General features: G+C 43.7%; 21 protein-coding genes and 2 pseudogenes. 12 read left to right on the plus strand and 11 right to left on the minus strand.

Features of this window, described 5'->3' with window-relative positions:
- On the plus strand, positions 1–208 hold a 208-nt coding region (locus A3I3_RS0104875; protein WP_018371614.1), incomplete at its 5' end, for a transposase.
- Between the two features lie 76 nt (positions 209–284).
- Here the strand turns inward: A3I3_RS0104875 and recA are convergent.
- Together recA and A3I3_RS0104885 are read right to left on the minus strand one after the other, a co-directional pair.
- Positions 285–1,433 carry a recombinase RecA gene (gene recA / locus A3I3_RS0104880; protein ID WP_018371615.1) on the minus strand — a complete coding sequence of 383 codons (1,149 nt, stop codon included), beginning with the start codon at positions 1,431–1,433 and terminating at the stop codon, positions 285–287.
- Between the two features lie 61 nt (positions 1,434–1,494).
- A complete protein-coding gene (locus tag A3I3_RS0104885) occupies positions 1,495–2,736 on the minus strand; it encodes a competence/damage-inducible protein A (protein WP_018371616.1) in 1,242 nt (413 codons plus the stop codon).
- Between the two features lie 203 nt (positions 2,737–2,939).
- On the opposite strand from A3I3_RS0104885, the pseudogene A3I3_RS10475 reads away from it, so the two are divergent.
- Positions 2,940–3,344 (plus strand): annotated as a pseudogene (locus A3I3_RS10475) (helix-turn-helix domain-containing protein).
- Positions 3,345–3,366: 22 nt separating this feature from the next.
- Here the strand turns inward: A3I3_RS10475 and A3I3_RS0104900 are convergent.
- From A3I3_RS0104900 to A3I3_RS0104910, 3 genes are read right to left on the minus strand one after another with little or no spacing between them, the layout of a single operon-like run.
- A complete protein-coding gene (locus A3I3_RS0104900) occupies positions 3,367–3,921 on the minus strand; it encodes a DNA-3-methyladenine glycosylase I (protein ID WP_018371618.1) in 555 nt (184 codons plus the stop codon).
- A 12-nt stretch (positions 3,922–3,933) separates the two neighbouring features.
- Positions 3,934–4,524 carry a Holliday junction branch migration protein RuvA gene (gene ruvA / locus A3I3_RS0104905; protein ID WP_018371619.1) on the minus strand — a complete coding sequence of 197 codons (591 nt, stop codon included), beginning with the start codon at positions 4,522–4,524 and terminating at the stop codon, positions 3,934–3,936.
- Positions 4,525–4,536: 12 nt separating this feature from the next.
- Positions 4,537–5,769, minus strand: a complete 1,233-nt coding sequence (locus tag A3I3_RS0104910; protein WP_018371620.1) for an MDR family MFS transporter — start codon at positions 5,767–5,769, stop codon at positions 4,537–4,539.
- A gap of 172 nt (positions 5,770–5,941) precedes the next feature.
- Here A3I3_RS0104910 and A3I3_RS0104915 point away from each other — a divergent pair, with 172 nt between their 5' ends.
- From A3I3_RS0104915 to A3I3_RS0104925, 3 genes are all read left to right on the plus strand, one after another.
- Entirely contained in the window at positions 5,942–6,475 is a 534-nt protein-coding gene (locus A3I3_RS0104915) for a helix-turn-helix domain-containing protein (protein WP_018371621.1), read from the plus strand.
- The gene (locus A3I3_RS0104920; protein ID WP_018371622.1) at positions 6,429–6,956 is read left to right on the plus strand and encodes an RDD family protein; all 528 of its coding nucleotides are present in this window, start codon (positions 6,429–6,431) and stop codon (positions 6,954–6,956) included. Before A3I3_RS0104915 ends, A3I3_RS0104920 begins: the two co-directional genes overlap by 47 nt.
- A 114-nt stretch (positions 6,957–7,070) precedes the next feature.
- Positions 7,071–8,309: an MFS transporter gene (locus A3I3_RS0104925; protein ID WP_018371623.1), complete on the plus strand. Its 1,239-nt coding sequence runs from the start codon at positions 7,071–7,073 to the stop codon at positions 8,307–8,309.
- 44 nt (positions 8,310–8,353) lie between these two features.
- On the opposite strand, the gene A3I3_RS0104930 is transcribed toward A3I3_RS0104925, so the two are convergent.
- Together A3I3_RS0104930 and mutL are read right to left on the minus strand one after the other, a co-directional pair.
- Positions 8,354–8,794, minus strand: coding sequence for a GNAT family N-acetyltransferase (locus A3I3_RS0104930; protein ID WP_018371624.1), 441 nt, complete (start codon positions 8,792–8,794; stop codon positions 8,354–8,356).
- A gap of 11 nt (positions 8,795–8,805) precedes the next feature.
- Positions 8,806–10,737, minus strand: a complete 1,932-nt coding sequence (mutL, locus tag A3I3_RS0104935; protein WP_026216827.1) for a DNA mismatch repair endonuclease MutL — start codon at positions 10,735–10,737, stop codon at positions 8,806–8,808.
- A gap of 163 nt (positions 10,738–10,900) precedes the next feature.
- Here mutL and A3I3_RS0104940 point away from each other — a divergent pair, with 163 nt between their 5' ends.
- Positions 10,901–11,377, plus strand: coding sequence for a LytTR family DNA-binding domain-containing protein (locus A3I3_RS0104940; RefSeq protein WP_018371626.1), 477 nt, complete (start codon positions 10,901–10,903; stop codon positions 11,375–11,377).
- Entirely contained in the window at positions 11,367–11,828 is a 462-nt protein-coding gene (locus tag A3I3_RS0104945) for a DUF3021 domain-containing protein (RefSeq protein ID WP_018371627.1), read from the plus strand. The genes A3I3_RS0104940 and A3I3_RS0104945 overlap by 11 nt, the downstream gene beginning before the upstream one ends.
- 21 nt (positions 11,829–11,849) lie before the next feature.
- Here the strand turns inward: A3I3_RS0104945 and mutS are convergent, their stop codons facing one another.
- Both mutS and argR read right to left on the minus strand, forming a co-directional pair.
- A complete protein-coding gene (mutS, locus tag A3I3_RS0104950) occupies positions 11,850–14,372 on the minus strand; it encodes a DNA mismatch repair protein MutS (RefSeq protein WP_018371628.1) in 2,523 nt (840 codons plus the stop codon).
- A gap of 9 nt (positions 14,373–14,381) precedes the next feature.
- A complete protein-coding gene (gene argR, locus A3I3_RS0104955) occupies positions 14,382–14,831 on the minus strand; it encodes an arginine repressor (RefSeq protein ID WP_018371629.1) in 450 nt (149 codons plus the stop codon).
- A 105-nt stretch (positions 14,832–14,936) separates the two neighbouring features.
- On the opposite strand from argR, the gene argS reads away from it, so the two are divergent.
- Entirely contained in the window at positions 14,937–16,625 is a 1,689-nt protein-coding gene (gene argS / locus A3I3_RS0104960) for an arginine--tRNA ligase (RefSeq protein ID WP_018371630.1), read from the plus strand.
- 32 nt (positions 16,626–16,657) lie between these two features.
- Here argS and nrdI read toward each other — a convergent pair whose 3' ends face one another.
- Positions 16,658–17,116: a class Ib ribonucleoside-diphosphate reductase assembly flavoprotein NrdI gene (nrdI, locus tag A3I3_RS0104965; protein ID WP_018371631.1), complete on the minus strand. Its 459-nt coding sequence runs from the start codon at positions 17,114–17,116 to the stop codon at positions 16,658–16,660.
- Positions 17,117–17,173: 57 nt separating this feature from the next.
- The gene (locus A3I3_RS0104970; protein WP_018371632.1) at positions 17,174–17,680 is read right to left on the minus strand and encodes an ABC transporter permease; all 507 of its coding nucleotides are present in this window, start codon (positions 17,678–17,680) and stop codon (positions 17,174–17,176) included.
- Positions 17,681–17,971: 291 nt separating this feature from the next.
- Here A3I3_RS0104970 and A3I3_RS0104975 point away from each other — a divergent pair, with 291 nt between their 5' ends.
- From A3I3_RS0104975 to A3I3_RS10145, 4 genes and pseudogenes are all read left to right on the plus strand, one after another.
- Entirely contained in the window at positions 17,972–18,988 is a 1,017-nt protein-coding gene (locus A3I3_RS0104975; RefSeq protein ID WP_018371633.1) for an ornithine cyclodeaminase family protein, read from the plus strand.
- Between the two features lie 17 nt (positions 18,989–19,005).
- A complete protein-coding gene (locus A3I3_RS0104980; RefSeq protein WP_018371634.1) occupies positions 19,006–19,980 on the plus strand; it encodes a threonine ammonia-lyase in 975 nt (324 codons plus the stop codon).
- A gap of 19 nt (positions 19,981–19,999) precedes the next feature.
- Positions 20,000–21,112, plus strand: coding sequence for an alanine--tRNA ligase (locus A3I3_RS0104985; protein WP_018371635.1), 1,113 nt, complete (start codon positions 20,000–20,002; stop codon positions 21,110–21,112).
- A 147-nt stretch (positions 21,113–21,259) separates the two neighbouring features.
- Positions 21,260–21,424, plus strand: a pseudogene (locus A3I3_RS10145) (ISL3 family transposase); the annotation flags it as partial.

A 21,424-nucleotide genomic window follows, 5' to 3' on the forward strand; every position in this document is an offset into this window, starting at 1 on the left:
AGAATGTCAGGCGCTTTTATCTCCCCAAGGTAGACAGATTTTCGCTCAACGCAAGATTGATGTGGAACCTGTCTTTGGGCAGATAAAGGCTTGTTTGGGTTACAAGAGATGTAATCTGAGAGGGAAGCGTCAAGTGAGAATTGACATGGGATTGGTACTTATGGCCAATAACCTCCTAAAATACAATAAGAGAACGACTCAAAATTAAAAAGCTAGAGTTCCGCAATTGGGAAGCTCTAGCTTTTTTTGTGGCTGAGAATTATTTTGTCCCAGGCTCTTTGCTTTTACTCTTCAATTTCAATGGCGTCATCCAACTCAAGAACAACTTCTTCTTGTTTCGGTTCTTCTTGTTTCGCGGTTTCAGTTTCTAAGTCTTCTGTTTCTACTCCTTCAATCAAACCGTATTTGACCCGTACTTGGCGGTCAATTTCTTCAAAGATTTCTGGGTGGTCAGCCAAGTATTTCTTGGCATTTTCAGAGCCTTGCCCAATCTTGTCGCCCTTGTAGGAGTACCAAGCCCCTGCCTTTTGGATAATATCCAAATCAGTTGCAATCTTAATCAACTCACCCGTTTTTGAAATCCCTTCGCCATACATGATTTCGACAAAGGCTTCCTTGAACGGCGGAGCGACCTTGTTTTTAACGACCTTAATCTTGGTTTCCTTACCAACATTGGTGTCCTTTTCGTCGCCTGTCCCTTTGATTTGCGTATTTCCACGCACATCTAGACGGACAGAAGCGTAGAACTTGAGCGCGCGTCCACCTGGTGTTGTTTCGGGATTTCCGAACATAATGCCGACCTTTTCCCGTAGTTGGTTGATGAAAATAGCAATGGTCTTGGTTTTGTTAATGGAAGCTGACAACTTACGCATGGCTTGGCTCATCATCCGAGCTTGCAGACCAACGTGGCTGTCACCGATATCGCCATCAATTTCAGCGCGCGGCACCAGGGCTGCCACCGAGTCAACGACAACTAAATCAACAGCACCTGAGTCAATCAATTTCCCAGCGATTTCCAGACCTTGCTCCCCTGAATCCGGCTGAGACAAGAGGAGCTCGTCAATATTTACTCCCAAGGCAGCTGCATAAGCAGGATCCAGAGCGTGCTCAGCATCGATAAAAGCAGCAATTCCGCCTTCTTTTTGCGCTTGCGCAACCGCGTGGAGGGCTACCGTCGTCTTACCAGAACTTTCTGGTCCGTAAATCTCAATAATCCGTCCCTTAGGATAACCACCAGCTCCCAAAGCAATGTCCAGAGCCAGACTTCCTGAGCTCATGACCTGAACTTTTTGCTCAGCTCGCTCACCCAGACGCATAATCGCACCCTTACCAAAATCTTTTTCGATATTTTTTAAGGCATTGTCCAAGGCTTTCTGGCGTTCATCGCCAAATTTTTTCGTAATTTCATCCAATTTTTTTTGTTTTTTCGCCATTTATTTCTCCTGTTTTTTTCTAAAAAGTTGCAAATCGGCACTCTTATCATTATACCAAAATTTAGGCTTTTAATAAAGTCTTTCGTACTAGATTAAAAGCGTGTAGAACAGCAATTTCTCGCACATCTGAGCGACTTCTGCCTGCGATATTGACCCGAACAGACTCGACCTTCTCCGCCGTTGCTAAGCCGATGAAAACCGTCCCTGCAGGCTGCCCTTCCAGACTGTCTGGCCCTGCCACTCCAGTCAAACTCACCGCTAGGTCACTCTCAGTCAGTTTTCGTGCCTGCTCTGCCATTTTTTCAGCCGTGAAAGTCGAGACTACTCCCTGCTCTTTCAAGTCTGCTAGCGGAATGTCCAGCATTTTGCTCTTTTCTTCCATGCTATAAGTGACAAAACCACCCTTGAAAACAGCAGAAGCGCCTGAAAAATCAGCTAAACTAGCTTGAAACAGTCCCGCTGTCAGGCTCTCTGCCGCAGTTATGGTCTTGCCCGTTTCTTTCAGCAAGTCAAAAGTCGTCTTCGCCAAAGAATTATCATCGCCACAGCCATAAAAAAGCTCTGCTAAATTCCCATGCGCCAGAATTTCCTGCTCCACCGTATCCAGCTTGAGATTGGCTAGCTCCTGACTAATCGCCTTGGTCGACAAACGCAGGGTCACTTCACCCGTCTTTGCATAAGGAGCAATGGTCGGGTCGGTCTGCTTGTCAATCAAATCCGCCAAAATCGTAACCAGCTGACTTTCACCAATGCCAAAGAAACGCAAGACACGCGAGTAAAGCTGCTCGCCTGTTGCAAGCAAGGGAACCAACTCTTGATTAACCATTGGCTTTAGCTCGCTCGGAGGTCCCGGCAGCAGAACATAGGTCACTTGGTCGATTTCAATCAAGCCGCCAACTGCTAGCCCTGTCCTGTTTTGCAGGGCAATAGCACCCTCAAGCATCTGCGCCTGGCGTTCATTATTTGGAGTGCGGACGCGGTCCGGACGACTGGCAAAAAAATCATCCAATTTTTCCATAGCTTTCTGGTCGAACAGCAAGTCACGCCCCAAAAACTTGGACAAGGTTTGCTTGGTTAAATCGTCTTCGGTTGGCCCCAGCCCTCCTGTTAAAATCACCAAATCGCTACGTCTTCTAGCAATTTCTAAAATGGACAAGAGCCGTTCTTCATTGTCACCGACTGCCGTTTGAAAATAAACGTCGATTCCCAGACTGGCTAGCTTTTCTGATAAAAATTGCGCATTGGTGTTGACAATTTGCCCTGTCAAAATCTCTGTACCTACAGCAATAATTTCTGCTTTCATAAGACCTCCTACCTGACTATTCGGAATTTGGCTTCATTTTATCATAAAAAACGGAAAAAACCTTAATTTTGGTAAAAAATCTACATTTCTTACCAAAAATCCATTTTGTTATGGAGAATAACAAATTTGTCGGACTACCGCTCTTGGCAAATGAGCCAAATCTTTCTGTAATAAAATTGAAAAAAGAAAGCGAGGATAGAAAAATGAAAATCTCTGCCATTTTAAAAGAAATCCGTCGTCAACATAACCTAACACAGGAAGACTTGGCTGAAAAATTACAGTTTTCTCGCTCTGCTATTGCCCGCTGGGAAGCGGAAAAAGCATTCCCGACATTGCCAATCTCATCACCATTAGCAAGGAATTTGACCTCAGCCTTGACCAACTCATCAAGGGAGACGGGCGCTTGGAAAAAAGGGCATCGCAGATAGCCGCGCCAAAAAATGGCATTATCTGGTTATTTTTTATCTTTTACCCATTCTCGTGATTATCGCCGACTTCTATTTTTCAAAAAGAATTTTTATGCTTGGTCTTCTTATCTCTACTCTCATGCTTTTTATGAATTGTGCATGTTTATTAAGGAAAAAATTTGGCTACAAAAGACAGAATAAAAAACCTGGCTGGACTAGGTTTTTATTTAAAAGCACAATCCACTTCATGGTCGTTGACGAGACCTGCTGCTTGTAAAAAGGAGTAAACGCAGACGGGCCCGACAAACTTGAAGCCGCGTTTCTTCATGTCTTTGGAAATCTGCTCGGATAGAGCTGTCTTGGCGGGCGCCAGAGTATAGTCTGTCACCTGATTATCAATGGGCTCAAAATCCACAAAAGCCCAGAGATAGTCGTTGAAAGAGCCAAATTCTGCCTGCACAGCTAGAAAGGCTGAAGCATTAGCGCGCGTGGCATGAATCTTGCTTTTGTTGCGGATAATGGCTGGATTGTCTAACAGCGCATCTAAATCTTGGTCGCTCATGGCAGCCACCTTGTCCAGCTCATAGCCATGAAAAGCCTGCCGAAAGGCTTGGCGTTTGTTGAGAACCGTCTCCCAAGAGAGGCCCGACTGATAGCTTTCGAGGCAGAGCAGCTCAAAGAGCGCCCGTTCATCGTGCAGAGGCTTGCCCCATTCCTCATCGTGATAGGCGATGTAGAGTGGATTATTCATTTTTACCCAGCCGCAGCGTTTGGTCATTATTCCACCTCCTTATTTTACCAACATCTTGAGGGCTGACTTGATGTAATTTTCAGCCGTATCCTTGGTTCCTTCAAAGAATTTCTTGATTTTCTTGAGTTCTGCCGCCTTATAGCCCAGCGCCAGCATGGCTTCCATGGCTTCCTCCAAGGCTTGATTGTCGCTTGACGGCGCAGCCACCCGACTTGGACTAGCATCTCCTGCCGCCGCAACCTTGCCTTCCAAGTCCAGCACCATTTGCTGGGCTGTTTTTTTGCCGATTTTAGGAAATTTTGTCAGGTAAGTGATGTTCTTTTGCTCAATGGCTTGGACCAGACCTGCATTGTCATCAGCAGCGATAATGGCTAGCGCGGATACCGGACCAATACCAGAAACCGAGATAAGGTTTAAAAAGAGCTTCTTCTCCTCCTCGCTCGAAAAACCATAAAGGAGCTCTGCGTCCTCTCGCACCACCTGATGAACATAAATCAAAAGTTCCTCTTTCATCTTGCCCGAATAAGCGTAAGGATTGGCCACATGGAGGATATAGCCGATACCTCCAACTTCTATAACAATATATTTTGCTGTAATTTTTGTTAATATTCCTTTAAAGTATTCGTACATTGTTTTCACTTTCTATGATTGATTTGAAATTCCGTGTAAATGTGCTGCCCTTATGATAAGGACTAAACCAAGCACTGCACACGCGATAAAAACGAGCCAAACACCTACAGCACCTGTTGCGGCGCTGATAGAAATCATTGCCCCTGCCAAAATAGATGCCAAAGGCTGCGCCATATTCAGAAAACCTGAGTAAGTTCCGAGCTTGTTCTCGTTCATCATTTCCGCCCGTAAGACTTGGCTCGGCGGCACGCAGATGATTTCTCCTATGGTATAAAGAATGGATAGCAAAAACAGAATCCAGAAACTCCTGAAGACAATAACGAAAAACATACCCAAGTCAAAGACAATGCTTCCTAGTAAAAACTGCGGTATGAGCTTCATTTTCTTGGTCAAACGATTGGCAGTCGTCATGAAACAAACAACGATCAAGGTATTGACAAAGACCATGATACTGAGCATCTTGGCTCCCGAAATACGGACACCCCAAACGCTGCTCGCGATGAATGACTCTTTCAAATGAACTGGCACATAATTGTCAATTTGCCACCAGATGACACTATTAAACATAGTCCCCAATGTATAAAGTAGGAAAATTTTGTCTTGAAAGATAGAAGCATAATTTTTCACGGTCGCTAAAGGGCTGCTACCATGCTCGAAGACCAAATCAGCTGGCTTGCTTTCTGAAAAATATTTCCAAGCGAGGAAAAAATTCAAGAAGCTAATCACCGTCAAAACCAGAAGCAACTCAAAAAAATGGTGGTCATAAAAGAAACCTGCAATCCCTGCTCCTAGCATAATGGACACATTGATAAACCAATAACCAATCGTGTAAACGAAACGGCGATTTTGCTCGTCAGTCAAATCAATAATCATCGCATCAATAGCCGGCCAAGAAAAATTTCCAGCGGTCTCTGCCAGCAAAATTCCGATAAAAGTCAAAAAAGGGAAAATATGATTAGGCGCATTTGCTAGCAGCACAAGAAGGTAGCCGCTCGCGAGGCCAAAGTTTCCCCAGTCAATGACTTTCTTACGCCCCCAAAGGTCTGCCAAATGTCCGCCGTACAGTCCAGCTAAAAAACCGATGAGCTTGGTTGTTATCATAAATATCCCTGCCCAAAAAGCGCCGAAATACTGAACATAGTACATGGCCATAAAAGGAGTAATAGCACTTTCTAAAATCCGTGCTACAAAACTCATCCACTCCCGCATTTGAATTTGCTTGGGGAGGGCAAAAAATTCTTTCATCTTTCGTTCCTATTACATCAATTTTTTCGCTTTTTCTATCTAGTATACCACATTCTGCTGTTTTTTCTAGTGCAATGGCAAGTGCAACCGCTGGTTGCCAAAATGGAAAGGGAACTATCTTCTCAATTCATGGGGAAAATGATAAAATACAGATAGAAATGGAGGGATAGCTATGAAACTCGCTGAAAAAATTTTTACCCTACGAAAAGAAAAACATTTTTCTCAAGAGCAGTTAGCCGAGAAAATCAACGTCTCTCGTCAGAGTATTTCCAAATGGGAATCTGGACAAGCGCTTCCCGAAATCGAGAAAATTATCGAGCTGAGCAAGATTTTTCAAGTAACGACGGATTATCTCCTTTTGGAAGATAAAAACGAGCCCGAGCGGACAACTATCACAATCCCCGCTCATGAAAAGGAGCGCTATTATAAAGAAGTCAAGTCTTTCGGCTTTTGGCAAGTAGTTTACATTTTTGTTATCGCCTTGATTTACTTTATTTGGATAGGGAGTTTTTACTTTCCTAAGCAATATACGCTGGTCGCTTGGTTGAGCTTTTTTCTCCTCATTGCCAGCGCAATAGCTATCAAGAAAAGCATCAATATCAAAGAAAAGTACCTCAACCAAGTCATCAGTTTTGAAGAAAAGAAAGAAGGAGACGGGAATGAAGATCCGGAAAATCAATCATCTGCCTATCAAAAAGAGAATTAAGGAAGTTTTGCTTGATTTGGGCTTTATCTGGCTCTATCTTTTGCTACTTTTTCTTTTGACAATGGGCTTTTACACGATTATTTTAGGCAAAATTCCACGTTTGACAGAAAGCCAATCGCAACTGACAGCCACTTTGACTTCTGTCCTCCCCATTATCCTGCTATTTACCTATCTGGACTACGGAAAAGGCAGTTTTGGTAAAAGGTGGGCGGGGTTAGAGCTGGTTTACCGCAAGAAAACGGTGCTGGCTAGTTTAGCCAGATCTACCGTCAAATTCCTTCCTTGGCAGCTAGGGCATATGGGAACCATTCGCGCCATTTATAAGGGAGATAGCTGGGCGATTGTTCTGACGACCCTATCGCTTCTTTTCATGCTCCTTCTGATTGTCATGACTATCTTTAGCAAAGACAAGCGGCACCTAGGCGACCTTCTGGCAGGAAGCCAAGTGCAGGAAAAGCAGGCATCAAATGAAGGAACTTGATATAACATTCTATTTTTTGTATAATTATAATCATTAGAAGTAACTATACAATGAAATTTAAAATGAAAATGAATTTTTAAACAAATTTCCATTTGAGCTAGAAGAGGGCTTGCCATGAATATATTTTTTACAAATAAGGATTTCAGACAACTGACGATCAATCAATGGATTTCAACGGTAGGAGATACGATTTTTTATCTGGCTTTTATCAATCATGTCTCCTCCGCACCTTTCGCCCCTCTGGCTATCTTTCTCATTTCCCTGTCGGAGACAGCGCCGCAAATCCTGCAAATTTTTACAGGAGCGATTGCCGATTTTCAGACCAAGCGGATTTTCAAGTACACTTTTCTTACTTTTGTCAAATTCGTCTTGTATTTCTTGGTGGCACTTCTATTATCTGGCACAGCTTTTTCCCTTGGCTCCGTCATTATTATTTGCCTTATCAATCTGATTTCTGATACGATTAGCTTCTTTTCGGGAGCTATGCTGACGCCCATTTTTATCAAACTCATCAGCGAAGATATGGCTTCAGCTATGGGGTTTCGGCAAGCAACAATCAATCTGGTGAGAACCCTCAGCAACCTAGCCGGTGGGCTATTGTTAGGATTTATTAGCATTGAGTTGCTGGCTTTTATCAATGCTCTTACCTTCCTGCTTTCTTTTTTGGGAATTTTGCTAATCAAGAAAAGCCTCATGCGTTATGAAGAAACTATAGAACTCGAACAAAAACCAATCAATCTCAAAAATTTTTGGCAACATTTGCTTGATTCTGTCAAGCAGCTACTGGCTTTTAAAGGCGCTATGAAACTGTTTGTCATTATCTCCATTAGCCAAGCGGTTTTGACTGTCGTCACACCTGTGGTTACTCTGTTGTTGATTAAACATCCCTTTTTAGGTTTAGAGACAGGGCAATCCCTTGCTTTATTAACCACAATCGAGCTTATTGGGGTGATTGGAGGCAGTCTTTTTAGCGGCAATCTTCTAAAAAATATTTCCACAAAAACCAGTCTCTACGCTGGTCAGTTTATGGAAGGTCTGCTATTGATTGGGTTTTTCTCCAACAACTTTATCCTCATCACCTTTGCTGTCTTTGGCGATGCACTGGTGACCGGTATTACCGCACCGAGACTACAAGCAGCTGTTTTTAGCTTGATTCCCGAAAAAAGCATGGGAGCTGTTCAATCTGCCATTAGTGCTATCACAATTGTCCTTCCAAGTCTTCTTTCCATTCTCCTTGTCTCTATCGCAACCAGTCTGGGAACTCCTGCCGTCTCACTCACTCTAGGAGCCTTGCTCCTGCTTGGTCTCTATCTTTTGAAAGATTTTCGAGAATTTCTAGTCACAAGCAACTAAAATAAACAAAGCCTACCCTGAACATAGTTCAAGGTAGGGTTTTATCATGTATCAATCCGCGTCATTTGAGTGATTGTCTTATTTCGATAAACTAGGTCTTCGCGCACTGTAAAGCCTAGCTTTTCCCAGAAGTCATTTCCCTTTTGATTTTTTTCAAAAATGACCAGAGCGACCTTGTGAATGCCCACTTCTTTCAGAGCAGCCACAGACTTCTCCACCAATTTCCCAGCAATTCCTTGCCTGCGGTGGTCTGGATGAACTGCCGTATGGTAGATATAACCCCTTCGTCCGTCAGAACCTACAAGAATAACGCCAACAATTTTTCCCGATTTTTTAGCTACAAAGCAGGTCTGAGGATTTCTGGCTAAGAAAGAGCTAATCCCTTGCTGGGAGTCATCTAGGTCGTTCAAGCCCATACCAGCACAAGCCAGCCACAGATCATACACTTCCTGATAATCCTCTTTTTTCATGCCAACTATTTCCATGACGAACTCCTTTAATATTTCCCCAGCTCTCTAAGGCTAGTGTGATTTTCCTGAATGCGGCGGAACATTTTTTCCATATCGGCCTTGGAAAAATTGACCAAAACCGGGCGACCGTGTGGGCAGTTGTAAGGATTGTCACACTGCGACAACTGATAAATCAAATCACGCGCCGAGTAATCGTCCAGACGATGATTGGCCTTAATCGAGCGCTTGCAGCTCATCATAATGGCAAGTTCAGCACGATATTTTTTAATGGAAACTTCCTTGGTCAAGAGTAGCATATCACAGATTTCGTAAATGCCCGTCTCGATTTCTTCCTCCTTGAACCAAATCGGGTGCTCGCGCAGGATAAATTGGTTGGCTCCGTATTCCTCCAGAAAAATGCCAACTTCCTCTAGCAAATTCATGCGTTGCTTGATACGCAGCATGTCGTCAGCCGGAAACTCAAAAATATAAGGCACCAAAAGCTGCTGCTGACTGCTATCCACATCGCCAATTTTTTCGCGGTAATACTCGTACTTGACTCGCTCCTGAGCAGCATGCTGGTCAATGATATAAAGACCGCCCTGCCCTTGGGCAAAAAGATAGGTTCCGTGCATTTGACCGAAAAATTCCAGCTCTGGAAAAGAAGATTTTTCTTCCTTTTCCAGCTTGTCCAAAGCTCGCTCAAGGCTAGCTGGGTCTAGCTCCGGGTGGTCTAGCTGGTCATAAGGAGCAGCATTTCGCTCAGCAAAACGAACCTTGCTAGTTGGAGGACTGTCAACTTCCTTTACAGTTTTGTCAACCTGCTCCAACTGGGCTTGGCTATCAGAAACCTCTGGTCTTGGCAGAATCTGGCTTTTTCCCCTATCATAATAAAGTTGATTCTCCTGTAAAGGAAGGCTGGTCTGCTCAGGTTTTTGAGTGCGTTTAATGGTTGCTTTGGCAAGATTTTCCAAAGCGTCGGGAATTAAGTCTTGCTCCTTAAGACTTGCAGCGATAGCCTGTGAAATCAAGGTCATCAGCTCTCGCTCCTTAGAAATCCGCACTTCTTGCTTGGTCGGATGCACATTGACATCGGCAAGATAGGGGTCAATCTGGATATTGATAATGGCAAGCGGAAAACGTCCAACCATGAGCTTGCTGCCGTAGCCGTCCAAAATCGCGCGATTAAGCAGAAAATTCTTGATGTAGCGCCCATTGATGAGAATGGTGATATAGTTGCGATTGGCACGAGTCAATTCTGGCAGACTGATGTAGCCCGTCACTGAGAAGTCCAAATCTTCCGCAGCAATTTCAATCATTTTCTTGGCGCTGGCCAGTCCGTAAATCCCTGCAATGGCTTGGCGGAGATTGCCCGTCCCAGCTGTGCGGGTGAGTTCCCGACCGTCGTTAATCAGAGTAAAAGCAATGTCAGGATGAGCCAAGCTCAAGCGGTTGATGACATCAATAATGTGAGATAACTCCGCCTGCTGGCTTTTCATATATTTGAGGCGAGCTGGCGTATTGAAAAATAAATCCTCCACTCGAATTTTGGTTCCAACTGGGCTGCTAGCTGGCTCTAGCTGCTCGATTTCCCCACCACGCGCTACTAAGAGTGTGCCGTGTGGCTCCTTTTCAGTCGCCGTCTCCATTGTAAACAAGGACACGGAAGCAATAGAAGGCAGCGCTTCGCCCCGAAAACCCAAGGTCCGAATGCGAAACAAATCAGATTGCTTTTTTATTTTACTAGTCGCATGGCGTAGCAGCGCCAAAGGCACATCGTCAGCAACAATGCCTTCACCGTTATCAGTGATCTGAATGCTTTTAAGCCCTGCTTCCTCAATTTCAACTGTAATCTGGCTACTGCCCGCATCAATCGAATTTTCAACCAACTCCTTGACCACGCTGGCCGGTCGTTCAATCACCTCACCAGCCGCAATTTGATTGGCTAAAATTTCTGGTAATTCAATAATTTTTGTCATGCTTTTATTATAACATAAAGCGAAAAACTCTTGGTTTTTGAAATAAATTTTAACCAAATAGGAAGAATTTTCAACCACATGACCTTGATTTCCAACCGAATAGGCAAAAGATCTTGTGTTCTCATGCTAAATGCGGTTTAATAAAGGTGAAAGGAGAAGAAAGATGAAGGTTCTGGTAACTATTTCAAAGACTTTGGCGGAGGAAAAAATCAGTGTGGAGGCGTATGAAATGACACCTGCTCTTGAAAACATAATTGAACAGGCAGAACGCCTAGGGCAGCCCGACAAACTAACTGTAAAGAAAAAAGATCAATTTTATCGTTTACATTTGAATGATATTCTACGTTTCAATATTGAAAATCGGAAAGTACTGGCGTGGACAGCAAAAGACTGCTATACCGTCCCATTGCGACTTTATCAAGTGAAAGATCTCCTTGATCAACGATTTTTACAAATCTCTCAATCAGAAATCGTGCAAATCAGCATGATTGCCCACCTAACTTTACTTTCAAATGGCTTGATTGAAATGACGCTTAAAAACGGAGATAAGACTTTTTCCTCTCGCCGTTATTTGCAATCCATTAAGGAAAGGTTAGAGCTTTACAAAAATAAACAGAAGGAGCACGATTATGAAAATTAAAAAAATCCTGCGAGCTGGTCTTATCGGCGTATTTATCGGGCTTGTTATTTCCATTTCCTTTTCACTTATCTCTAGCCCTCAACCTTACACCCCACTTAATCCTTTCTCACCAGTTGGACAATGGTTTAGCAGCCAAGGCATTCATGGCGCTTTCATCATGCTTTATTCTCTCTTTATTTGGTTTGTGATTGGGCTGCTTTTTGGTATCAGTTCTCAATTCTTTGAAAGAGGCTGGAGTCCACTAAAGGCCACCTTGGCACATTATTTGACCAGTTTATTTGGTTTTTTACCTCTCGCTATTCTTGCAGGCTGGATGCTGCCCGTCTCACCTCTTTCTTTCATTTTCTCTATGACTTTCTACTTTAGTGCGGTTTACCTGATTATTTGGACAATCTTCTATCTGATTATTAGAAAAAAGGTTAGGGAAATTAACCATATTTTAGATAAATAAAAGCAGTCTTCTGGCTGCTTTTTACAATCTTTTCTTCAAATCAGCAACTGCTGTCATGACCTCAAGCGGAGTCATATTGTAGATGTCAAGGCTAGCGAGTTCTGCAAGAACAGGATTTGGCTTCTCCTTAAACAGCGACAGTTGTTGTTTTTCAACTACTGTCGCTTTGGACCAAGTCTGCTCCTGGTTTTCTAGCTTGGTCAAAATCTTATCTGCCCGCACCAACAAATCTTCTGGTAAACCCGCAATTTTCGCGACATGAATCCCATAGGATTTATCAGCCGGCCCCGGCTCAATCTTATGCAAGAAAGTCACCTGCCCGTCCTTTTCCAAGGTCGCCACATGGACATTTTCCAGCTGTGGCAAGGTCTCCGCCAAATCCGTCAGCTCATGGTAGTGGGTGGCAAAGAGGGTCTTGGCCTTGGTGCGATTGTGGATATACTCGATAATAGCTTGCGCCAGCGCCATACCGTCGTAAGTCGCCGTCCCCCGCCCCAGCTCATCAAAGAGAATGAGCGATTTGTCCGTCGCCTGACGAATAGCACGATTGGCTTCCATCATCTCGACCATAAAGGTTGATTGCCCTGATACCAAGTCATCTGCTGCTCCAATCCGCGTGAAAATCGCATCAAAAATCGGTAGCTGCGCTGCTTGGGCAGGAACGTAAGAACCCATTTGCGCCATAATGACAATCATAGCTAGCTGGCGCATATAAGTGGACTTCCCGCTCATATTGGGGCCAGTGATGAGCTGGATATTTTTCTCTTGGCTGAGCTCAATACTATTAGGAATATAGGATTGCGCCCCCATGACTTTTTCCACCACGGGATGCCGGCCTTTGTCAATCAAAATCGTATTTTCTTTACTGAAAATAGGGCGGACGAGATGTTCTTTTTCTGCCACTGCCGCAAAGCTCTGCAAAACATCAACCGTTGCCAAGGTTTGAGCCAAGGCTTGCAGCCGCTGGATATATTTAGAAGTTTCTTCGCGAATGCTCATGAAAATCTCATATTCCAGATTGGCAGATTTTTCCCGCGCTTCCAGCATTTCTCCTTCAATTCGCGCCAAATCCTCCGTACCAAAACGCTCAGAATTTTTCAGCGTTGCCTTGCGGAAGAAATGACTGGGCACATGCCCCAGCTGCGAATTGGTGACGTGGAAATAATAACCGTCTTTTTTGTTGTAGTCAATCTTGAGATTGCTGATGCCTGACGCTTCGCGCTCTTTTGCCTCAATCTCGGCAATCCAGCTCGTCCCGTCTCGCATGACCAGGCGGTACTTATCCAAAGTCGCATCAAAGCCCGTCTTGATAATATTGCCCTCGGTGATGACGTGAGGAGCATCAGGCGAAATCGCTGCATCGATGAGAGAGGCCAGCTCTGGAATGTCGTCCAAATGCTCAATCAAGCTAGCCAAAACAGGGCTGTCAATTACTTGCAAAATGCTCTTGATTTGTGGGACATTGCCCAGCGTTGTCGCTAGCTGCAAGAGGTCTTTGGGATTGGTCTTGCCAAAGGAAACGCGACTAGCCAAACGCTCAATATCATAGACGCCCTTGAGGCTTTCGGTCAAATCGCTCCGCTCAAAGAAATGCTCCAAAAAGACTGCCACGACATCCTGCCGCTTGCCAATCCCCCCCGCATCAATCAGCGGACGCTGTATCCAAGAGCGCAACAGCCGCGTACCCATAGCCGTCTTGGTCTCATCCATGAGCCAGTAGAGACTACCGTGCTTCTTACCCGTCCGCGCATTCTCCGTCAAGTCAAGACTGCTCTTGGTCGTATAGTCCATTTGCAGAAAGTCCTTAATCTCATAATGGTGCACCTTCTTCAAATGATTGAGCTCGCGCAGCTGGGTCTTGTGAACATATTCTAGGAGCTTGCCTGCCACCTGCTTTTCAAGCTCGGTCAAATCCTGACCCAGCAAATGCACATCATCAAAAATCCCTTCAACTGGTGACAAGAGCAGGTTCATCTGCTGGGCTAAAATCTGCTCTTCTCCTTCTGGCAAATCGTAGCCCATGACTACTTCCCGCGCCCGCAAGTTGCGGATTTCGCCGCAGACCATATCAAAATCACTCAGCGTCGTCACCTGAAATTCGCCCGTGACCAAGTCCATATAAGCCAAGCCGTAGCTAGCGGCTTTTTGGTCCAGAGCGACCAAGAAATTATTTTCGCTATCGGGCTTGCTTGAGTCCACCACCGTCCCCGGCGTGATGACCTGAACTACCTCGCGCTTGACCACACCGACCGCCTGCTTAGGGTCTTCCATTTGCTCGGCAATCGCGACCTTATAGCCCGCCTCAACCAGCACATCAATGTATTGCTGAGCCGAATGATAAGGCACACCCGCCATAGGAATGGGATTTTCAGCATTTTTATTGCGACTAGTCAGAGCAATCTCTAAAATCTGCGCTGCATTGACCGCATCCTCATAAAATAATTCATAAAAATCGCCCATGCGAAAGAGTAAAAAAGCATCTGGATACTGTTTTTTAATATCCAGATACTGTTGCATGCCGGGCGATAGCTTATTTGTTGCCATCTCTCCCCCTTATGTTAATTGTTCTAGCCGAGCGTTAATTGCCGCCTCAATCTCTATAGCTCCCTCAACACTGCGGCAAATAGCCAATAGTGTATCTGCACCTGCAACCGTTCCTAGTAAACGGTCATCTGCATCAGCATCTACTGCGTTAGCCAAAACCGCTGCCTCACCTAAGTGTGTGTGAAAGACCAGAGCAAACTCTGTCCGCTCTACCTTGCGAATGTGATGAGATAAAAATTCAATTACATCAATTTTTGACGTTTCATGCGCCAGTACATAGTAAGTCTGATGTTCCTTGCGAACTTTGGTTAGCCCTAACTCACGCATATCACGCGAAAGAGTCGTTTGAGTAACAAAAACACCCTGTTTTTCTAAACGTTCTTGAATTTCTTTTTGTGTACTGAGCTTCTCCTCTTTAATCATTTTTGTGATTAATTCTTGGCGTTTCCTTTTTTGCATGTTTTCCTCAATAATTGTGAATATTTATACCCCATATTATACCAAAAAACTTGGATTTTGGCTAAAAAATGTGGTAAAATAGGTAGAAAAACTAAAGGAGTCACTATGGATACAAAACAACTAATTGCAAACGAGTTGTCTAACGTCATTGAATCACTTGATGCAGAAGCGATTTACAATCTGTTAGAACAACCAAAAAGCTCTGAACTTGGCGACATTGCCTTTCCTGCCTTTTCACTTGCCAAGGTCGAACGCAAGGCTCCACAAGCTATTGCTGCTGAAATTGCCGAAAAAATCGACTCAAGTAACTTTGAAAAAGTCGTAGCAACTGGGCCTTATGTCAACTTTTTCTTGAATAAAGCTGCTATTTCTGGACAAGTCCTGAACCAAGTCATTACAGCCGGCGCAAACTACGGTCAGCAAGATGAAGGACACAATGACAATGTCACTATTGACCTTTCCAGTCCAAATATCGCAAAACCATTCTCAGTTGGGCACTTGCGCTCTACCGTTATCGGGGATGCCCTGTCTAATATTTTCCGCAAAATGGGCTACAATACCATTAAAATCAACCACCTAGGTGACTGGGGCAAACAATTCGGTCTTCTTATGGTCGCCTATAAAAAATGGGGAGATAAAGCTGCTGTTGAAGCAAATCCCATTGATGAACTGCTCAAGCTCTACGTCCGTATCAATGCAGAGATTGAAACAGATCCAGAATTGGACGAAGAAGGACGCCTCTGGTTCAAGAAACTAGAAGATGGCGACCCAGAAGCTACTGAGCTTTGGCAATGGTTCCGTGACGAAAGTCTGGTCGAATTTAACCGTATTTATGAAAAACTAGGAATTGATTTTGACTACTATCACGGAGAAGCTTTCTATAATGACAAGATGGATGAAGGGGTTCAAATCCTTGAGGACAAGGGCTTGCTCAAAGAATCTAAAGGAGCCCAGCTGGTTGAACTGGACGACTACAATTTACCACCAGCCTTGATTAAGAAATCTGACGGTGCGACACTCTACATCACGCGCGACATTGCGACTGCTATGTTCCGTGCTCGGACTTTCCATTTTGTTAAAAGTATTTACGTCGTGGGGCAAGAACAAAGCAACCACTTCCGTCAACTAAAAGCCGTTCTCAAGGAAATGGGCTTTGACTGGAGTGATGACATGGTGCATGTGGACTTCGGTCTGGTTACCAAAAACAAGCAAAAACTCTCTACCCGTAAAGGGAATGTGATTTTGCTTGAGCCAACCATTCAAGAAGCCATTACGCGTGCGAAAAATCAAATCGAAGAAAAAAATCCCGACCTTGAAAATAAGGATGCCGTGGCTCACGCTGTCGGTGTCGGAGCAATTAAATTCTACGACCTCAAAACCGACCGCCGCAACGGTTACGACTTTGACCTTGAAGCCATGGTTTCCTTTGAAGGGGAAACTGGGCCATACATCCAGTATGCTTACGCTCGGATCCAATCTATCTTGCGCAAGGCCAACTTTAAGCCAGATGAAAATGCCACTTACAGTGTCAACGATGCTGAAAGCTGGGAAATTATCAAATTGCTACAAGATTTCCCACGTGTCATCAAGCGCGCTGCTGATAATTTTGAGCCATCTATTATCGCCAAATACGCGATTAGCCTCGCTCAAGCCTTCAACCGTTTCTATGCGCACACACGGATTTTGGACGAAAGTCCAGAGCGTGACAGTCGCCTCGCACTCAGCTACTCAACAGCTCTTGTGCTAAAAGAAGCTCTGCGCTTGCTCGGCGTAGATGCACCTGAAAAAATGTAGACAGAAAAGAGATTGGAAAACCAATCTCTTTTTTATAATTGATAGAGCGCTTCAATTTTTTCGCCGATGCGCTTGATGTCGTCATTCAGCCCCCGCAGCTCAAAGGTGTCGAGAACTGGAAAGCCGAAACGCTCGGCGTATTGCTTAGCCGTCAAGCAATATTGATTGTTGAAATTACGATTGCCACTGCCGACAATGCCTAAACATTTGTCCACATTGTCAGCAAAATCAATAAATCGACCCAAGTCATTGGTCAAGATTTCCACATCACCTGTGTCCACACCATTGCCGCCCTCCAAATAAGTCGGCAAAAAAGCAACGAACGGATTATCCAGAGCAAAGAAATCTTGTCCCTCTTTAACCAAGTCTTTGATATTGATGCTATCCACTTCAAGCCCCTCATGCTTTTTCTGCAAAAAGAGAGTCAGACGTTTGATGAAACTCTCTGTATTACCACTTAAACTAATATAAACAAAAGTTATTTTTCCCATTATTTCTCTCCTAACAAAATATTCTCTCTAAAATTTTAGAGAGAATATCTAATTTTGTCAACTTTCTGCTATTTCTTCTTTGGCATTCTGATAACGGAAGAGTTTGAAAAGGACAATCCCAGCAAAAACAAGAAACATGACAATCCCAATTCCTAATCCTAATTTTAGACTGAAAGAACCTGTTTGACGTCCAAGGTCAGTGGTAAATATCGAAAGCAAGGCAGAACCTGCCATATAAACATAAACCGAATAAATCAAGCTCAAAACAAGCTGTCCCAAGTAGATATAGCTCGCCTTAACAATATCTTTTTTCAACAAGAAAAACCAAACAGCCGCTAGTAAAAGTATGGAAACAAGAACAATGATTAAAGATAGAGTATTGCGATTTTGATCCGCCAAGCGGCTGGTGAACGTCCCAAGTTCTTTATACATTTTATCCACATCGGCATTTCCCGTCGGTCCATATTCAATTTTCGCTTTATTCCCGAAAAAGCTAATAAGAGACCACAGGTAACTTACACTTGATAGAACCAATAAAACATAAAAATAAGTTGGTTTTTTCATTATAAAATCTCCTTTTTTATATGATTTCCTCTGCCTTTTATTATAACATTTTTTTGAAAAATAAAGCAAAAAACCGCGAATGGTCACTATTTTTACCTGAACGGTAAGAATTTTTTCAAAAAATATTGACAAGGTTTCTTTTTCATGCTAAAATACTTAAAAATTAAATATTAGCTTGTTTAATCCCCCGGGGTTAAACGTTAGAGGCTCTTAAATTCAGATCGCTAGGGCTGCCGTTAGGCATAGATTTGGATTTAAGGCCTCTTTTTGTCTAATTAGAGGAGGGAAACTATGTTTTACATTAAAATATTGAACCGCGAAGACATCAAAGAGGTGCTTGAAATGGAAAGCGTCATTGCAGGGGTTGAAAGTGTCTATCGCTTAAAAAGCAATGGAAATACAGAAGTTTGGCCAACCGTTTTCTACGATTTTGAGCCTGGCAAAGCCGATATGGACATCAAATCTGGTCTCTTAAAGGGGGCAAATCTATACGGCCACAAAACCGTCACTTGGTTTAAGGACAATCAAGAAAAAGGTCTACCACAGCTTATTGGAGTCATCGTTGTCTACGACGCAACCACAGGGCAACCATTGGGAATTTTAGATGCGACCTATATCACTGGAGTTCGGACTGGGGCAGCTGGAGCTATCGGAGCGAAATATCTAGCCAAGAAAGATGCTAAAACCTTATTTATCTTAGGAGCTGGCAATCAAGCAAGCAACCAAATCGCAGCTATCTTAAGCATATTTGACTCGATTGAGAAAGTCTTTGTCGCTGACGTAAAAAATCCTAGCAAGGCGCAAGATTTTGTCGCAGGCATTCAAAAACGCTTGTGGGAAGAATTTAAAATAGACGCCAGCAAAGTTCTTTTTGAAAATGTCACAGATATGGCAAGCTCGGTCGCAGACAGCGATATTATTATCACCGTGACTCCTTCGCGCGAGCCGATTATCAAAAAAGAATGGGTCAAGCCAGGAACGCACTTGTCCTGTATCGGTGCCGACATGGCGGGGAAAGAGGAAATTGACCCCGAAATTCTCAAAGAAGCAAAAATTTATGTTGATGATAAGGTTCATTGTCTAGAAGTCGGTGAAATCGAAATCCCTATCAAGACGGGCGTTATTCAGCCGGATGATATCATCGGCGAAATCGGCGACCTTATGGAGGGGAAATGCGTCGGTCGTGAAAACGACACCGACATTACCGTTTTTGATGCTACGGGAATGGCTCTGCTAGATATTGTCACAGCCAAAACGGCTCTTGATTTAGCTGAGAAAAAACACTTGGGAATTAGTACATTACTATAAAAGAAAGAGGAAATAATATGGAAAACAATAAGAAATTCAGCGCGGAAGATGTAACAGAAGCCTATGAAAAAATTAAACCCTATGTGAGAAAAACGCCTTTGGAATTATCCTATTTTCTAGGCGACAAAGACACCAACTACTACTTTAAACTTGAGTCCTTCCAAAAGGCGAAAAGTTTTAAAATCAGGGGCGCAATCAACAAAATGCTGACATTAAGCGAGGAAGAAAAAGAGAAGGGCGTGGCGACCATTTCTTCTGGCAACCACGGAAGTTCGGTCGCTTACGCCGCCTCCCTTCTTGGGATTAAAAACGTGGTCATTATCGTCTCGAACATGACGCCCAAAAGTAAAATTGACCGAATTAAATATTTTGGCGCCAAAGTCATGCTAATGGGAGATAATTATGACCAGGCGCATAAATTAGGCATGGAATATATCAAAGAGCAGGATATGACTTTTATTGACGCTTATTACGACGACCCGAAAATCTACAGCGGGCAAGGCACCATTGCTCTTGAAATCTTGGAAGAATGCCCTGAAATCGATACAATCGTTGTACCAATCGGTGGCGGAGGTCTTATCACAGGAATTGCAGTTGCTGCGAAAGCGGGAAAAGCAGACATTAAAATTATAGGCGTGCAGACAGAGGCTTGTCCTGCCATGGTCAAGTCTTATGAGGATAATGTCTTTTACTCGGAATACCCAACAAGCAAGACTTACTGCGATGCGCTTGTAGGGGGTGTCGGCAAGCTCAGCTATGAAATGTTAAAAGATTATGTAGACGATATTTTAGTCGTTTCAGAAAAATCGATTGCTCAAGCCGTGAGCTTTATGGCAAAAGAAGAAAAATACATCGTTGAAGCTGGAAGCTGCACAACCGTTGCCGCTGTTCACGATTTCAAAGAAAAAATCGGCGGGAAAAATATTGCTCTCATCCTAAGCGGCGGCAATATTGACGGAGATGTCCTTACTGAGATTTTAAGCAAGTATTAGTTTTTACAAGGAGGCAAATATGCTCAATCATTACGACCAGATGCTGGATTTGACGCTTGATACGCAAATCAAGGAAGAAAAAGACGGCTATTATGCTTTTGAAGACACTGTTTTTTATGGCGAAAAAGGCGGGATGCTGGCAGACCAAGGAACGATTAACGGCTTGAAAGTGTTAGATTTGAAATGGAAAGGTGATAAGCTGTATCACAAGGTGGACGGCAAGCTCAGCAATCCTATTCATCTGCAAGTGGACGCCTATACCCGTATCCTAAACACAACTATCCAGAGCGCCCTGCACCTGCTGGACGGATTTTATGACCAGCGGGGACTTCACATTGAGGCTTTCGGTGTAGCTCCTGAGCATCAATGGTATGAGGTTAATTCTAAGGAAGTGGACGAGGCGCACCTCGAAGCCGTGCAAATCTTTATGAATGAAGCTCTGCTAACTGATATTCCTACCAGCTTTGACTACTACAAGGGGAGCGACTATCCTGACCCCGACTACGCCCACCATGAAGAGGTGCGGGTGGTCAGCTTTGGGGAGATAAACCGCCAGCCTTGTGCGACTGTTCATGTCAACTCCACCGGACAGATTGGAAGTTTCGTTGTTCTGGGCGCTGAGAAAACGGCGCGCGGAACGCGCGTGCTCATTTCTGTTGGCTATGCTAGTGCGGAATTGCTCAAAAAAGACGAAAAAATACTCAAAAATCTCTGGCAGACCTTAAAAGTGCCAAAGAACGAACTCCCTGCGGCAGTGGAAAAGCTGCTTGACAGCAACAAATCCTACAAAAAGCAGCTAGAAGTCATGAAAAAAGAACTCCTGACTTACAAAGCTCAGGAGCTTGCAAAACTCAATGAATTATTCTTGCCAGACTTAGTTGAAGTGGCAGACTTGCGCGCGATTGCTCAAATCTTGCTCAATCAAGTCCAGCAAACGAAGATTTTGCTTGTCGCAGATGACAAAGTAACCCATTTTGCGCTCCTATCACCTGACGGTCAAGCCCGAACTCTCTTTGCTGCTCTGCAGGAAAAACTAGCAGCCAAGGGTGGCGGCTCACCTAAACTAGTCACCGGACTGGCACCCGCCAGCAAAGAAGAGCTGATGACCTTTTTAGAAGATATTCTACATTAAAAAAGCTGGAAAACCAGCTTTTTCGGCTCTATAATTTCTGTAGTGGGTAAAACCACTGTAGGAATTATGGAGCCTATTTTGTTGTAGAAAAAAAGTCCCATAAGACTTATAATGAAAAGCGACCAAACCATCATTAGAAAGAATCTTATGGAACAATTAAATTTTATCACAAACTTACTCGGAATTAAAGACCCTAACATCACTATTTTAGATTATGTAGATGCTGGAACACATAAAGAAATCATGGCTAAGCTAGATTATCCCGCTCCTAAATGCCCTCACTGCCAAGGACAAATGGCTAAATATGACTTT

It is taken from the genome of Streptococcus massiliensis DSM 18628 (assembly GCF_000380065.1).
Lineage (GTDB): Bacteria > Bacillota > Bacilli > Lactobacillales > Streptococcaceae > Streptococcus > Streptococcus massiliensis.